This window comes from Stenotrophomonas sp. STEN014 (genome assembly GCF_056760315.1).
Genome location: NZ_JBRREN010000002.1, coordinates 261,120 through 274,741, shown reverse-complemented (window position 1 = coordinate 274,741; position 13,622 = coordinate 261,120). Strand labels below are relative to the sequence as shown.

11 protein-coding genes, 1 tRNA gene and 1 other RNA gene are annotated in these 13,622 nt (G+C 67.3%); 7 read left to right on the top strand and 6 right to left on the bottom strand.

All coding sequences use genetic code 11. The features are described 5' to 3' along the window. Positions 1–8: 8 nt before the first annotated feature. Positions 9–1,859, bottom strand: coding sequence for a glycosyltransferase family 39 protein (locus ACVOMC_RS03930; RefSeq protein ID WP_481522884.1), 1,851 nt, complete (start codon positions 1,857–1,859; stop codon positions 9–11). Positions 1,860–1,895: 36 nt separating this feature from the next. Here ACVOMC_RS03930 and ACVOMC_RS03925 point away from each other — a divergent pair, with 36 nt between their 5' ends. The 4 genes from ACVOMC_RS03925 to ACVOMC_RS03910 are packed head-to-tail and all read left to right on the top strand — an operon-like array spanning position 1,896 to position 6,271. Continuing rightward, positions 1,896–2,843: an AAA family ATPase gene (locus ACVOMC_RS03925; protein WP_054658556.1), complete on the top strand. Its 948-nt coding sequence runs from the start codon at positions 1,896–1,898 to the stop codon at positions 2,841–2,843. Between the two features lie 13 nt (positions 2,844–2,856). Then, positions 2,857–3,801 carry a DUF58 domain-containing protein gene (locus tag ACVOMC_RS03920; protein ID WP_057506289.1) on the top strand — a complete coding sequence of 315 codons (945 nt, stop codon included), beginning with the start codon at positions 2,857–2,859 and terminating at the stop codon, positions 3,799–3,801. Continuing rightward, entirely contained in the window at positions 3,798–5,747 is a 1,950-nt protein-coding gene (locus ACVOMC_RS03915) for a transglutaminase TgpA family protein (RefSeq protein ID WP_481522883.1), read from the top strand. The genes ACVOMC_RS03920 and ACVOMC_RS03915 overlap by 4 nt, the downstream gene beginning before the upstream one ends. After that, positions 5,744–6,271, top strand: a complete 528-nt coding sequence (locus ACVOMC_RS03910) for a Slp family lipoprotein (protein WP_481522882.1) — start codon at positions 5,744–5,746, stop codon at positions 6,269–6,271. The genes ACVOMC_RS03915 and ACVOMC_RS03910 overlap by 4 nt, the downstream gene beginning before the upstream one ends. 154 nt (positions 6,272–6,425) lie before the next feature. Here the strand turns inward: ACVOMC_RS03910 and ACVOMC_RS03905 are convergent, their stop codons facing one another. The 4 genes from ACVOMC_RS03905 to dnaX all read right to left on the bottom strand — a co-directional run bounded on the left by ACVOMC_RS03905 (position 6,426) and on the right by dnaX (position 9,743). Further along, a complete protein-coding gene (locus ACVOMC_RS03905; protein WP_481522881.1) occupies positions 6,426–6,776 on the bottom strand; it encodes a histidine triad nucleotide-binding protein in 351 nt (116 codons plus the stop codon). A 51-nt stretch (positions 6,777–6,827) separates the two neighbouring features. After that, the gene (recR, locus tag ACVOMC_RS03900; RefSeq protein ID WP_481522880.1) at positions 6,828–7,427 is read right to left on the bottom strand and encodes a recombination mediator RecR; all 600 of its coding nucleotides are present in this window, start codon (positions 7,425–7,427) and stop codon (positions 6,828–6,830) included. A 93-nt stretch (positions 7,428–7,520) separates the two neighbouring features. Next, positions 7,521–7,841, bottom strand: a complete 321-nt coding sequence (locus ACVOMC_RS03895) for a YbaB/EbfC family nucleoid-associated protein (protein WP_054659998.1) — start codon at positions 7,839–7,841, stop codon at positions 7,521–7,523. 6 nt (positions 7,842–7,847) lie between these two features. Then, complete coding sequence (gene dnaX / locus ACVOMC_RS03890) at positions 7,848–9,743, bottom strand: DNA polymerase III subunit gamma/tau (protein ID WP_481522879.1); 1,896 nt, start codon at positions 9,741–9,743, stop codon at positions 7,848–7,850. A 217-nt stretch (positions 9,744–9,960) separates the two neighbouring features. Here dnaX and ACVOMC_RS03885 point away from each other — a divergent pair, with 217 nt between their 5' ends. Both ACVOMC_RS03885 and ACVOMC_RS03880 read left to right on the top strand, forming a co-directional pair. Next, positions 9,961–12,624: a methyl-accepting chemotaxis protein gene (locus tag ACVOMC_RS03885; protein ID WP_481522878.1), complete on the top strand. Its 2,664-nt coding sequence runs from the start codon at positions 9,961–9,963 to the stop codon at positions 12,622–12,624. 99 nt (positions 12,625–12,723) lie between these two features. Further along, positions 12,724–12,816: transfer RNA gene (locus ACVOMC_RS03880), tRNA-Ser, on the top strand. Between the two features lie 37 nt (positions 12,817–12,853). On the opposite strand, the gene ACVOMC_RS03875 is transcribed toward ACVOMC_RS03880, so the two are convergent. Beyond that, positions 12,854–13,003, bottom strand: a complete 150-nt coding sequence (locus ACVOMC_RS03875) for a hypothetical protein (RefSeq protein WP_241772729.1) — start codon at positions 13,001–13,003, stop codon at positions 12,854–12,856. A 497-nt stretch (positions 13,004–13,500) separates the two neighbouring features. Between ACVOMC_RS03875 and ffs the strand changes: the two genes are divergently transcribed. Next, positions 13,501–13,597, top strand: an RNA gene (ffs, locus tag ACVOMC_RS03870) — signal recognition particle sRNA small type. Positions 13,598–13,622: the final 25 nt, after the last annotated feature.

Genomic DNA, 13,622 nt, shown 5'->3' with positions numbered 1-13,622 from the left:
ACCGCGTTCTATTTTTCCACGATGAACGGCTGCTCCATCCATTGTTCGACACTGCCGTCCCGGCCATACAGACGAAGCCCCAGCCAGTGTCGCCCCGGCTTCAACCCGGCGATATCCACCTGCGCATCAAACCCCACGTCGGGATGGCGGGGATCGCTGGTTCCCGGCCACGCAGGCCGCACATCGAAGGTGCGACCGTACTTCGCATCACCTGCACTGCGCCCATCCACCAGCAGCTCCACCCGCGCCAGCCCTACACCGTCCTTGAAGGCCCAGCCCTGCACATCCAGTTGCCCGGCGACCTTGGCACCTGCCACAGGGGTGTCCAGCCAGGCCATCGCCGGCGTCACACACGGTCCCTGCACCTTGGCCGCAGGCAGGCGGAACAGCAGAAATCGCTGGAAGCCGTGATCGGTGGACACCACGCGCGGTGGCGGCAGTGGCCCGACCAGCGCGCAGATGCGGTGATAGCGTGCCAGCAGATCGCGATAACGCTGGTCGCCAGGGGCGATCACCAGCAGCTGGGGAACGGTGCGGCTGCCATCGCTGATCAGACCCCACAGGGCCAGCTGCGCGGTGCGACCATGCCGGTCATTGAGTTCATGCGGCAGCACCTTGATGGCCGCATCGTCCAGGCGGAATCCCAGCTCGGACCCGACCTTGAAACTGCCGGCCACTATCTCGGTCTCGGCCGGCATCTGCGCCAGCTCGTCGCGCACCGCATCGGCCAGCGGCTGCCATCCGGCGAAATTGCGCGGGTAGTACTTGCTGCCGGCCATCTGCTCGCGCAACGAAGGCGCCGATGCCATCACGTAGTAGCCCAGTGCCATCACCAGTCCCAACGCAGCCACCGCCCAGACGCTGCGCCGCCAGAAGCGGGGCCAGCGGTTGAGCATCAGGGGCACACAGGCCAGCAACGCCAGGTATCCGGGCAACGGCCAATGGAAACTGACACGTTCCACATCGGTGAAGAATCCGAGCAGGAAGATCAGCAGGGTCGAGGTGGTACCTACCAGCGCGAAATAGCGCCACTGCAGATGACGAAAACCGCCCCGGCCGCGGCGCAGACCCTCGATGGCCACCAAGGCCAGGGCGGCAAACAACACGGGCGTGACCATCAACGGCTGGATCAGCAGGAACCACAAGCCGTCACCATGGAAGCTCCATGGATGACGTTCCAGTATCTGGAATTTCAGTCCGGCATCCTGGTTGTCCAGGTTCCACGCCAGCAGCGGCAGCCACGCCACGATCCCCACGGCTATCGCCACCCAGACACGGGCATCGCGCAGCATCCGCCGACCCTCCGGCAACAGCAGCAGGGCAATGAAGCCGACCACGATCACACCGATGAAGCGGTAGTGGCTCAGCGCGCCGACCAGCAACCCCAGCGCCAGCAGCAGCACCGCTCCCGCATCGACATTGCGCAGCAGCCGCGCGCCGGCATCCAGACAGAGCACCGCCGCGATGGCCATGGGCACATCGGGCACCGCCAGGATGCCCAGGCTCGCCGACAGCGGCATCAGCAGCGTGAATGCACCCGCCTGCCAGCCGGCACGCGCACCGAACCAGCGCGTGGTGATGTTGACCACCATCCACGGCAATAGCGCCCCCAGCAACAGGAACGGCAGGCGCACGCCGAGACGATGGTTGCCGACCAGCTCCACACCCAGGCGCGTCAGCCAGGCCGTCAATCCCGGCAGATCGGAATAGGCCGGTGCCAGATGTTGACCTTCCTGCCAGTAGAACGCCTCATCCACGAACAGGGGAAGATAGGCCGCGATGAGAACTTTGACGCCGCTGATCAACGCCCACAGCACAAGAAACGTCGTGCAGGCACGTTGTTCGCTCGCAGTTGCCACGTAAACTCCCCTTGAAACCAGATATACGAGACGACCATGCCAGTCGCACCGCCCGGAATGCTAACCCAAGTCACACTGCAGTCCCTGCGCCAGGCGCAGGAGCAGGTCAACGCGCTGCTGCTGGGCAAGGCCCTTGAAGTGCGTTTGGCCTTTGTCGCCCTGCTGTCCGGCGGGCACCTGTTGATCGAGGATCTGCCGGGCCTGGGCAAGACCACATTGGCGCATGCCATGGCCTCCAGCGTCGGCCTGCAGTTCCAGCGTGTGCAGTTCACCTCGGACCTGCTGCCGGCCGATGTACTGGGCATCTCGATCTATGAGTCCCACAGCCGCAGCTTCCAGTTCCATCCCGGGCCGGTGTTCTGCAATGTGCTGCTGGCCGACGAAATCAACCGGGCACCGCCGCGCACCCAGAGTGCGCTGCTGGAGGCCATGGCCGAACAGCAGGTCACGCTCGATGGCGTGACCCATGCCCTGCCCGATCCGTTTTTCGTGATCGCCACCCAGAACCCGGCCGACATGTCCGGCACCTTCCCGCTGCCCGATTCGCAGCTGGACCGCTTTTTGCTGCGGCTGACCCTGGGCTATCCCAATACCGAATCCGAACGTGCCCTGCTGGCAGGCAGCAGCCGCCGGGAACTCATCGCACAGACAATGCCGTGCCTGTCCGAAGACGATATCCGCCAGCTCCGTGCGGCCGTTGAACACATCCATGCCAGCGATGCGCTGATCGACTACGTACAGCGCTTGCTGACGCGCAGCCGCCAGCAACCGGGGATACGGGTGGGACTGTCACCGCGCGCGGGCATCGCCCTGCTGCGTGCGGCCAAGGCCCATGCGCTGCTGCTGGGACGGCAGCACGTGCTGCCGGAAGATGTGCAGGCGCTGTTCCTGGGTGTGGCCGGCCATCGGCTGGTTCCCGAAGCCGAGTCGACCACCGGGCCGGCGCTGGCCCGCGCGATCCTGCACGGTGTGCAGGTTGATTGAAGTACGCCAGCTCATGCGCGGCGACTGGCAGGTGTTGCAGCTGCTGGCCCGTCCACGCCATCCCGAGACCCTTCCGGTCACCCTCGACCGGAAGCGGATCTACGTGCTGCCCACGGGTTTTGGCCTGTTTCTGGCCGTTCTGCTGACGGTGATGCTGCTGGGCGCGCTCAACTACAACAACAACCCCGCACTGCTGCTTGCGCTGCTGCTGGCAACCACCGCACTGGCCAGCGCGCTGCAGGCCCACCTGCAGCTGTCCGGGCTGCAACTGGAAGCGCTCTCAGCCGAGCCGGTCGCCGCCGGCCAACCACTGCGGTTGCGGCTGGTGATCGCCCGCCAGGATCGGCGCCCGCGCCGCGGCCTGCGGATCGAACACCAGCAGGCCCACGCCCGCGCGGACCTTGAGGGTGATGAGCGCAGCGAAGTGGACCTGTGGCTGGCGACCTCCCGCCGCGGCTGGCTGGATCTGCAGCGCATCCGGTTCTCCACCACCCAGCCGCTGGGGTTGCTGCGGGCCTGGAGCTGGGTGTGGCCCGAAAGCCCCGTGCTGGTCTACCCCGCGCCGGAAACGCCCGCCCATCCGCTGCCCGACAGCAGCGACGGCGCCACCCGCACCCGTATCCATCCGCTCGGCGAGGAACTGCAACAGCTGCGCCCGTACCGGCAGGGCGACGCCATGCGCACCATCGCCTGGAAACACTCCGCACGCCGCGATGGCCTGCTGGTACGCGAGTACGAGCGCCCCGCCGGTGCGGAACTGGTGCTGGACTGGGCCACCCTGGGCGCGTTGCCGTATGAGTGGCGCATCGCCCGCCTGGCACGCTGGGTGGACGACGCCGAGCGCGAAGGCCGCCGCTATCGTCTGCTGCTGCCCGACGCCGCACCGATCGGCCCGGGCAGCGGTGATGCACATCGCCACCAGTGCCTGAGGGCGTTGGCCCTGATGCCGCCGGCATGAAGACCAGCCCACCACTGGACGCCCCCACCCGGGGCTGGGCACTGCTGACCACCGCCCTGGCCCTTCTGCCACTGCTGCTGCAGCTGCCGGCAGTGCTGGCCGTCGGCTATGCGATCGCCGCCATCGCCGTGGCGGCACTGGCGTGGCGCCACACGGTTCCCATGTCGCTGCGGCTGTTGCTTATCGCCGTCATGCTGGTGGCCATCTACTGGCAGATGGGTCCGCGCCCGGGCCGTGACAGCGGCTGCGCCCTGCTGGCGGCGATGCTGGCGATCAAATCCAGTGAACTGCGCACGCTGCGCGATGCCCGCAGCCTGCTGGGCTTCGCCCTGTTCGCGCCATTTTCGGCATTTCTGCTGGACCAGGGCCCGGGCACCCTGCTGCTGGCACTGGCTGCCGTGATCAGCACCCTGCTTAGCCTGCAGCGTATAGCGGATGGTGAAGCCGGGCGCGCCTCTGCGGCGATCACCCAGCAACTGCGCGTGGTAGGCCGCTTGATGGTCGTCGCCCTACCGCTGGCGCTGGCCGCGTTCTGGCTGGTACCGCGCCTGCCCACGCCACTATGGGGTATTCCCGAACGCGCGGTCGGACGCCCTGGTCTTTCGGACACGATGCAGCCGGGCGAGTGGATCGACCTGATGGCCGATGACAGTCCGGCCTTGCGGGCGCAGTTCTTCGGTCCGGTGCCGGCGGCGAGTCAGCGTTACTGGCGCGGCCCGGTGCTGACCCGTTTTGACGGGCGCGCCTGGACGCGGCTGGACAGCCAGCGCCACACCGCCGCCCCCCGCCTTGTGGCCGCCGATGTCCGCTGGGACTACCAGATCGAATACGAGCCTACCGAACGCCGCCAGCTGGTTGCACTGGACCTGCCAACCACCGCGCCGGCGGATACCCAACTGGATGCCGATTACAGCCTGACCAGCCGACGCCCGCTGACCGCGCTCACGCGCTGGCGCCTGCAGTCCACCAGCTACCGCCAGTTCCAGCCGGACCTGCCGCCGCTGTTGCGCCAGCAGGCGCTGCAGCTGCCACCCGGCTTCAACCCGCGCACGCAGGCATTGGGACGGCAATGGCGCAGCGAGGCCGGCGGCGACGAGGCCGCCATCGTGCAGCGCGCCTTGCAATGGATCACCCGCGAGTTCGCCTACACCCTGGAAACGCCGCTGGCCGGCCGGCACAGCGCCGATGAATTCCTGTTCGAACAGAAGGCCGGCTTCTGCGAGCACTTCAGCTCGGCCTTCGTGGTGCTGATGCGCAGCGCCGGCATCCCCGCGCGGGTGGTCACCGGCTATGCCGGCGGGGTGCGCAACCGTTTTGGCGACTACTGGGTCGTGCGCAAGATGGACGCGCATGCCTGGAGCGAAGTGTGGCTGTCCGGGCGAGGCTGGGTACGCGTGGACCCCACCGCCGCCGTCGCCCCGGAACGGATCTATGACACCCTCGAAGACCGTCTCGGCCAAGCCAATGCCGGCGGCTTCGACGTCGCCGGGCAATGGAACCAGCTGGCCCAGCTCGGCGACTGGATGCGCCGTGGCTGGAATGACATGGTGCTGTCCTTCGATGCCAGACGGCAGCAGCAGCTGCTGCGTCCACTGGGCATCGAGCGTCTGCAGCCGGCGCAGCTGATCGCGCTGTTCGCGGTGCTGGCTCTGCTGACGGTCGGTGTGATGATCCGGCTGCTGGCCCGCGGCGAACGCGAGCGCGATCCACTGCTGCGTGCCTGGCACCGCCTGGGCGCCCGCTATACCCGGCTCGGCCTTGCCCGTGAGCCCCACGAATCCGCTACCGCCTGGGCACAAAGGGTCGAGGAAAAACATCCCGGCAGCGACCTGCCATTACTCAGCCAACGTTTCAGCGATGCGCGTTACGCTGGCGCCCAGTCCGACCTCGCTTCACTATTGGCAGACCTGCGCAGGCATCGCCCGAAACCCGGAGCACGAACATGAAGACCCGCATTTTCCTCACCCTTGCCGCCAGCCTGGCACTGGCCGGCTGCGCGACCGCTCCCAAGCCGCTGCAAGGGCAGTTCAGCACCGTCTCGCCGCGTGATTCGGTGGCCCAGAAGCAGACCGGTACGCCGGTGCGCTGGGGCGGTCGCATCATCGAAACGCTGCCGGGACAAGGTGAGACCTGCTTCCAGATGATCGCCCGCCCGCTCAATGGCAGCGGCCGACCGAGCAGCACCTCGGCCGACGCCAGCGACGGCCGTTTTATCGCCTGCCGTGCGGGCTTCTATGATCCGGCGGTGTTCGAGCCGGGCCGCGACGTGACCTTCATCGGTCGCATCGATGGCTACCAGACCACCAAGATCGGCGAGTACGACTATCCGCTGCCCAAGATCGCCGCCGACGTGGTCTATCTGTGGCCGGTGCAGCGCGAGGTGGAAGTGGTACCGGCCTACCCGTACGGCCCGTGGGGCCCGGGTTGGGGTCCTGGCTGGGGCTGGGGCTGGCGCGGCGGCTGGTGGTGATCCAGCCGCGTGTGACCGAAAAACGCCGCCCGATGGGCGGCGTTTTCATTTCCGTAGTGCGTGCGCCCCAGCGATCGGCACGGCCGGGGGCACCTGCAACTGCGGGAGTTCCATACGTGCGCAGCGCGCGCCGGACCACTCCGCGCCCTGCTGCTCAGCCAGCGCCGAAACGCCCCAGTGGTGCGCCGGCCAGCAGATGCAGGTGGATATGGAACACGGTCTGCCCGGCATCCTCGCGGCAGTTCATCACGATGCGGTAGCCCTTCTCGGCAACCCCCTGCTGCCGTGCGTACGCGGCGGCGGCCAGGGCCAGTTTGCCGATCAGATGCGCCTGCGACGGCTGCAGGTCATCCAGGGTCGGGATGACCTCGTTTTTCGGGATGAAAAGCACATGCACCGGCGCCTGTGGCGCGATGTCCTGGAAACCCAGCACATCCTCATCTTCATAGACGATGGTGGCGGGAATCTCGCGGCGGATGATCTTGCCGAAAATCGTGTCGGTCATGCGACTTCTCTCTGCAGGAAACGGCCTACAGCTTAGCGCCTCACCCGGCGCTTATTCGCCGATTTCGCTGCGGCTGCCAAACGCATGCGACAGCGTGCCGCGGTCCACGTACTCCAACTCGCCGCCCAGCGGCAGGCCCTGCGCCAGCCGGCTCGGCCGCACCTTGTGGCGGCGGGCCAGCTGCGCCAGGTAGTGCGCGGTGGCCTCGCCTTCGACCGTGGAATTGGTAGCGATGATCAGCTCGGTGACCTCCCCCTGTGCCAGCCGCGCTTCAAGCCGGTCCAGCCCCAGCTCACGCGGGCCGATGCCGTCCAGCGGCGACAGGCGCCCCTGCAGCACGTAGTACACGCCGCGGTAACTGGTGGCATGTTCGATCGCCAGCCTATCGGCAGGTGATTCGATCACGCACAGCATCTGCCGCTCGCGACTGGCGCTGGCGCACACCGGGCATACCTCGGACTCACTGAAATCGCGGCACTGCGTGCAATGGCCGATCTTCTCGATCGCCTCGGCCAGCACTTCCGACAGCCGCTGACCGCCCTCGCGGGCGCGTTCCAGCACGTGATAGGCCATGCGTTGCGCGGTCTTCTGGCCGACGCCGGGCAGCACCCGGAAGGCTTCGATCAGTTGTTCCAGCAGCGGCAGGCTCATCGCGACAAGCTCTCTTCAAAACGAACGCGCGAAGCCTTCGAGGCTTCGCGACGTGGGCGACACATGTGCCGGGCAGCGCCGGCACGCGTCTGGTCAGAACGGCAGTTTCATGCCCGGCGGCAGTTTCATGCCGGCCGTGGCCGAGCCCATGCGGCTCTGCGATTCGACATCGATCTTGTTGGACGCATCGTTGAAGGCGGCCGCGATCAGGTCTTCCACCATTTCCTGGTCGGACAGCAGCGACGGATCGATGCGCACCTTGCGGCACTCCTTGGCGCCGGTCAGGGTGACGCTGACCATGCCGCCGCCGGCACTGCCGGTGACTTCCAGCTTGGCGATCTCTTCCTGGGCCTTCTGCAGGTTTTCCTGCATTTTCTGGGCCTGCTGCATCATTTGGGCGATATTGCCGCGCATAGTTGCTTACTCTTCAATGGGACGGATGGAATCGGCCACGACCCGGGCGCCCTGCTGGAGCAGCTGACGCACCTGGGGGTCGGCCATGAACACGGCTTCAGCCGCATTCTGGCGCTCACCGCGCTGACGGTCAGCGCGTTCGTGCAACGTCTCGGCCTGGACGTTGCCGGTTTCAATCACGATTTTCGGTGTGGTGCCCAGCGCCTGCGCCAAGGCCTGGGCCAAGGCCGTCAACGCACGCTCGGTCTGCAGGTACTCAAACCCCGGCAGCAGGCCCAACCGCAACACGCCGTGCTGAAAACTCACGAAGGCGCAGTTGGCCGCCAGCTCACGCGACGGCCCCGAAAGACCACTGTCCGCCACCAGGTCCAGCCACTGCTCGGCATTTTCCAGCGCGCGCACAGGGACATCCGGACCACGCTCAATGGCATCAGCGACCGGCGGCACCACAGCGGGCGCAGCCACCGGCGCCTGGCGTACCGGTTCGGGTTCGGCCTGCGCCATCTCCATGGCCATGGCTTCATCACGCGCACGGGCATCGGCGGCCTCTATCGCCCAAGGCGGCAGATCGTCGGTGGATACGGGTTTCCCGGCGGATACCCCCGGTGCCGACGGCCGCAGGGGTTCAGGCACGGGCGCGGTCGTCGCCATCGCGACAGGGGGCGCCGGTGGGGGCGGCGCAACCGCCGGTGTCGGTTCGACAGGCCTGGCCACCGGCGGCGCTGGCGGCAACACGGGAGGCGCAGTGGCCACGGCCGAGGCTGCCGGTGCTGCCGCGCCCGGAGCCATCGGCATCACGCTCTCGGGAACGGCCGGCACCACGCCGGCCGGACGGAATGCCAGCATCCGCAGCACCGCCATCTCAAAGCCGGCACGCGGACTCGGCGCCAGATGCAGGTCGCGACGGCCACTCAGTGCCATCTGGTACCAGAGCTGCACCACTTCCGGGCGCAGCCGCTGTGCGAAGGCGCCCGAATCGATCCCTTCACCAGGCACCACGGTCCCGGGCACCAGCTGCTGCACCTGGATACGGTGCAGCCCCTCGGCCAGCGCATCGAGCACGCCGTTCCAGTCCGGCGAGAACTCTGCCAGCGTGGCCACCACCTGCAACAGGCGCGCACCATCTCCTACGGCCAGCGCATCGAGCATGGCCGCCACCTGGGTGCGATCGACTGTGCCGAGCATGGCGCGCACCACGTCATCGCGCAGCGCGCCACCGGCATAGGCGATGGCCTGGTCCAGCAGCGACAGCCCGTCACGCAGCGAGCCATCGGCGGCGTGGGCCAGCTGCACAAGGGCGCTGTCGTCGAATTCGATGCCCTCGGCGGTCATGATCCGCATCATCTGCCCGCGGATCTGCTCCTGGTCCAAGCGCTTGAGGTTGAACTGCAGGCAGCGGCTGAGCACGGTCACCGGCAGCTTCTGCGGATCGGTGGTGGCCAGCAGGAATTTCACATGCTCCGGCGGCTCCTCCAGCGTCTTCAGCAGCGCGTTGAATGCCGCCTTGGACAGCATGTGCACTTCGTCGATCAGGTAGACCTTGTACTTGCCGCGCGAGGGCATGTACTGCGCGTTCTCGATCACTTCGCGTACGTCATCCACACCGGTGTTGGACGCGGCGTCGATCTCCAGCAGGTCGATGTAGCGGCCCGAATCGATGTCCAGGCAGGCCGGGCACTGGCCGCACGGATCGGCGCTGGTGCCCTGCTCGCAATTCAACGACTTGGCGAAGATGCGGGCGATCGTGGTCTTGCCGACACCGCGGGTGCCGGTGAACAGGAAGGCGTGGTGGACGCGACCACTGTCCAGCGCATTGCTGAGCGCGCGGACCACGTGTTCCTGGCCCACCAGCTCGGCAAAACGCTTCGGACGCCACTTGCGGGCAAGGACGAGATAGGACATCAGGCAACCGTCTTCATCTGAGGTCCCATTGTGCCATGCCCGGCCCCGCCAGCCGTATCCGGCGCCTGTCCCGGGCCAGTGCGCGCATGGCTCAGGTTCGCGTACGCGCGGCCGCTACCTCCGTAGTAACCCCCGGACAGCGACCCACGAGGGAATTCGTGCTGGCCGGCCCCCGATTCCACAAGGGAGAGGCCCGATGCGGATACGCAGGACAGGATTGACATCGATTGTGGCGCGCACCGCGCTGGTACTGGGCCTGGTGGCTGCCACCTGCTTCGCCGGGGCGGCCTGGCTGATCCAGCAGAAAGCGGCCGCCGTTCAGGAAGCCAGCGCACTCAATGAACTGGAGCAACTGGCCCGCGCGGAGGCCGCCAAGGTGCGGGGCTCGGTCAACGAGCCGCTGTCGCGGGTGCGCGGGTTGGCCGACGCCACGTTGGCGCTCATGGAGCGCGGCAACGGCTCGCGCGCCGAAGTTTCCGCCCTGGTGCGCCGCTATGCCGACGCCGACCCCGCGGTGCTGGGCTACTGGCTGGAATTCGAACCCGATGGCTTCGATGGCGCCGATGCCCGCTTCGCACGCAGCTGGCCGGACGGCGAACCGGCGGACGACACGCTGAAGACGTTCGTCGCCGGCCTCTCCGAAGATCAGCGCATCAGCACCGATTCGGGGCGGCTGTCGCTGTACTGGACACGCGAACCCTCCGGGCAGACCTCCCTGCAGGACGCGGTCGGCCCGGCGAACGACCTCCAGCTCGATGGCCCGGACGCGGAGAAATATTACGTGGCCGTGCGCGAACGCGGCGAGGAGCTGATGTTCGAACCCTATGCCGACGAGGTCTCCGGCCAGCAGGTGCTGATGACCAGCCTGATGGTGCCGGTCAAGGTCGACGGCCAGTTCCGCGGCGTGGCCGGCGCGGATATCGCGCTGTCCACCATCCAGGCCGAATTGGCCAAGATCCGCCCCTACCAGCGCGGCGTGGTACGCCTGCTCTCGCCCACCGGGCGGGTGTTGGCTGCACCGGAGCAGCAGAATCTGGGCAAGCCATTCGCCGCGGATATGGCGCCGCTGCTGGCACAGCTGGCCAAGGGCCAGATCGTCCGCCAGCGCACCTTCGACCCGACCGTGGGCGGTGAGGTGCTGCGCATCTATGTCCCCGTCACCGCCGGCCGTTCGCCCGATGCCTTCGCACTGATGGTGTCCGCACCGGTCGACGCGGTCATGGCCGGCGTGGTGGAGATCCGCAACCGGGTGATCCTGGTCGGTGTGGCCAGCGTGCTGCTGCTGGTGGTGGTCGTGGTGGTGTTGCTACGCACGCTGGTAGGCACGCCACTGCGCGGCATCGTGCAGGGCGTGGATGCGGTGGCGGCCGGACAACTGGACTACCCGATCGCCGCCGGCAGCGAGGACGAGGTCGGCCAGGTTTCGCGCGCCCTGCGCAAGATGCAGGCCGACCTGAAGGCCCGCCTGGACAGCGAACGCAGGATCGCCGCCGAAAACCTGCGCGTGCGCATCGCCTTGGACAACGCCGGCACGGCCATGCTGATCGCCGACGCCCACGGCCAGGTCGCCTACGCCAACCCGGCGATGCAGCGGCTGCTGCAGCAGCATCGCGGTGAACTGGCGCAGCACCTGCCGCACGCGAACCTGGACCATCTCCAAGGCCAGGCGCTGGCGCAACTGCAACCGGCAGGCGGCAACGATCCAGCCAAGGTCCAATCCACGCAGCAGAGCGAGCTGCGGTTTGGCACCGCGGTGTTCGCCCAGACCGTGGCTCCGGTGATCTCGGCCGAGGGCCAGCGGCTGGGCGTGGTGGTGGAATGGCGCGACCGCAGCCAGGAAGTGGCGGTGGAAGCGGAAGTGGCCGGCGTCATCGATGCCGCCGCTGCGGGCGACCTGTCGCAGCGGATCGACACCCTCGGCAAGAGCGGCTTCTTCCGGCGCCTGGCAGAAGGTGTGAACAGCATGTTCGATACCAACGCCGCGACCATCGGCGATGTGCAGCGCGTGCTCGGCGCCCTGGCGCAGGGCGACCTGACCCAGCGCATCACGGCCGACTACCGTGGCGTGTTCGGGCGGATGCGCGATGACACCAACACCACCGTCGAGCACCTGACCGGCATCCTGCAACGTGTACATGGCGCGGTCGATGCCATCGGCAGCGCCGCCCGCGACATCAACGCCGGCAACAACGACCTGGCCGCGCGTACCGAACAGCAGGCCGCCAACCTGGAGGAAACCGCCGCCTCGATGGAAGAGCTGACGTCCACGGTGAAAAACAACGCCGACACCTCGCAGCAGGCCCGCCAGCTGGCAACCGGCGCGGCCGACATCGCCGCACGCGGCGGCACGGTTGTCGCGCAGGTAGTCGAGCAGATGGACGGCATCACCCACGCCTCGCGGCAGATCGAGAGCATCATCGGCGTGATCGACGGCATCGCCTTCCAGACCAATATCCTGGCGCTGAACGCGGCGGTGGAAGCCGCCCGCGCCGGCGAACAGGGCCGCGGTTTTGCGGTGGTCGCCAGCGAGGTGCGCTCGCTGGCGCAGCGCTCGACCGAAGCGGCACGGCAGATCAAGCAATTGATCGGCGATTCGGCGCAGCGGGTGGACCAGGGCGCGGTGCTGGTCAACGACGCCGGCCGCACCATGCAGGAGGTGGTCACCGCGGTGCGCCAGGTCAACGAGCTGATGGCCGAGATCTCGGCCGCCTCGCAGGAACAGAGCGCCGGCATCGAGCAGGTCAACCAGACCATCATCCACATGGACAATGCCACCCAGCAGAACGCGGCGATGGTGGAGGAAGCCACCGCCGCGGCCCATGCCCTGCAGGAGCAGGCCGACGAGCTGGCACAGATGGTGGCCGTGTTCCGTCTACAGTGAGCACCGGCATATAGCCCCGGCGCAGATTCGACTTGTGGCCGCCGCCGCGACCCTATAGAATTTGCGCCCCTGCAGCGCCTTTACGGTTGCGGCAGGTCCGGAGAGGTGTCCGAGTGGTTGAAGGAGCACGCCTGGAAAGTGTGTAAGCGTCTAAACCGCGCTTCGGGGGTTCGAATCCCCCTCTCTCCGCCAGTTTTGAAGAAAAAGGCCGCCCACCGGGCGGCCTTTTTCATATCCCTCTCCCAGTCGAGCCGCAGCGGCTTGATAGCTGTATCAGCTCAAGAGCATCGACAATCAGCAGCGCCGCGCCCATGCGCCCGGCATGGATCTGCTGGCCCAGCAAAACGATGCCGACCGCAAATGCACCGACCGCACCGATGCCGGTCCAGATCGTGCAAGCGGTACCCAGCCCGGCACATGGCCAAGGCCAGCCACCAGCAGCAGCTGGCGATCCTGCCGACCAGGGTGACAGTGCCGGGAACCCGCCGGGTGAATCCCTGCAACTGCCTCATCGTCAGCGCCCACACACTCTCCAGCCAAGCTGGCAATCAGCACATAGATCCAAGCGATCCGACCTGCGGGAAGGGGCCTGGCCGTCCGGGGGAGATTCCGAAGTTGGGAACAGGTCGTCTTCCCTGCGTGCGGCGTTCCAGCCAATCACGGGGCTGCCGCAGCAGCCCGCCTTGTGCGGGTTGCAGACGATTCAATGCATCTGCGGCTGGCTGTTGTGTCCCCGCATACGTTACAATCGCCGCGCGCTGCAGGGTTCGTGATCCGCAGCGCCCCTTCTGGAATACCCGCCGGCTGATATCCATCGCCCCGTTTTCCAGAAAGAGCTCAGGCCGCCGCAAGGCGGCCAACGTCTCTATGGTGGCCCCGTCGGCCCCTCGCGACGCTAGGTCGAAAATCCCGCCAGGGCCGGAAGGCAGCAACGGTATCGATCGACGCGGGCGCCGAGGTCAGCCGGCGGGGCCACCGCCTTTTTGGGCCACATCGCC

Coding starts and splice junctions, on each gene's coding strand:
- ACVOMC_RS03925 (WP_054658556.1), top strand. CDS start 1,896: ATGCCAGTCGCACCGCCCGGAATGCTAACCCAAGTCACACTGCAGTCC.
- ACVOMC_RS03920 (WP_057506289.1), top strand. CDS start 2,857: ATGCGCGGCGACTGGCAGGTGTTGCAGCTGCTGGCCCGTCCACGCCAT.
- ACVOMC_RS03915 (WP_481522883.1), top strand. CDS start 3,798: ATGAAGACCAGCCCACCACTGGACGCCCCCACCCGGGGCTGGGCACTG.
- ACVOMC_RS03910 (WP_481522882.1), top strand. CDS start 5,744: ATGAAGACCCGCATTTTCCTCACCCTTGCCGCCAGCCTGGCACTGGCC.
- ACVOMC_RS03905 (WP_481522881.1), bottom strand. CDS start 6,776: ATGACCGACACGATTTTCGGCAAGATCATCCGCCGCGAGATTCCCGCC.
- recR (WP_481522880.1), bottom strand. CDS start 7,427: ATGAGCCTGCCGCTGCTGGAACAACTGATCGAAGCCTTCCGGGTGCTG.
- ACVOMC_RS03895 (WP_054659998.1), bottom strand. CDS start 7,841: ATGCGCGGCAATATCGCCCAAATGATGCAGCAGGCCCAGAAAATGCAG.
- dnaX (WP_481522879.1), bottom strand. CDS start 9,743: ATGTCCTATCTCGTCCTTGCCCGCAAGTGGCGTCCGAAGCGTTTTGCC.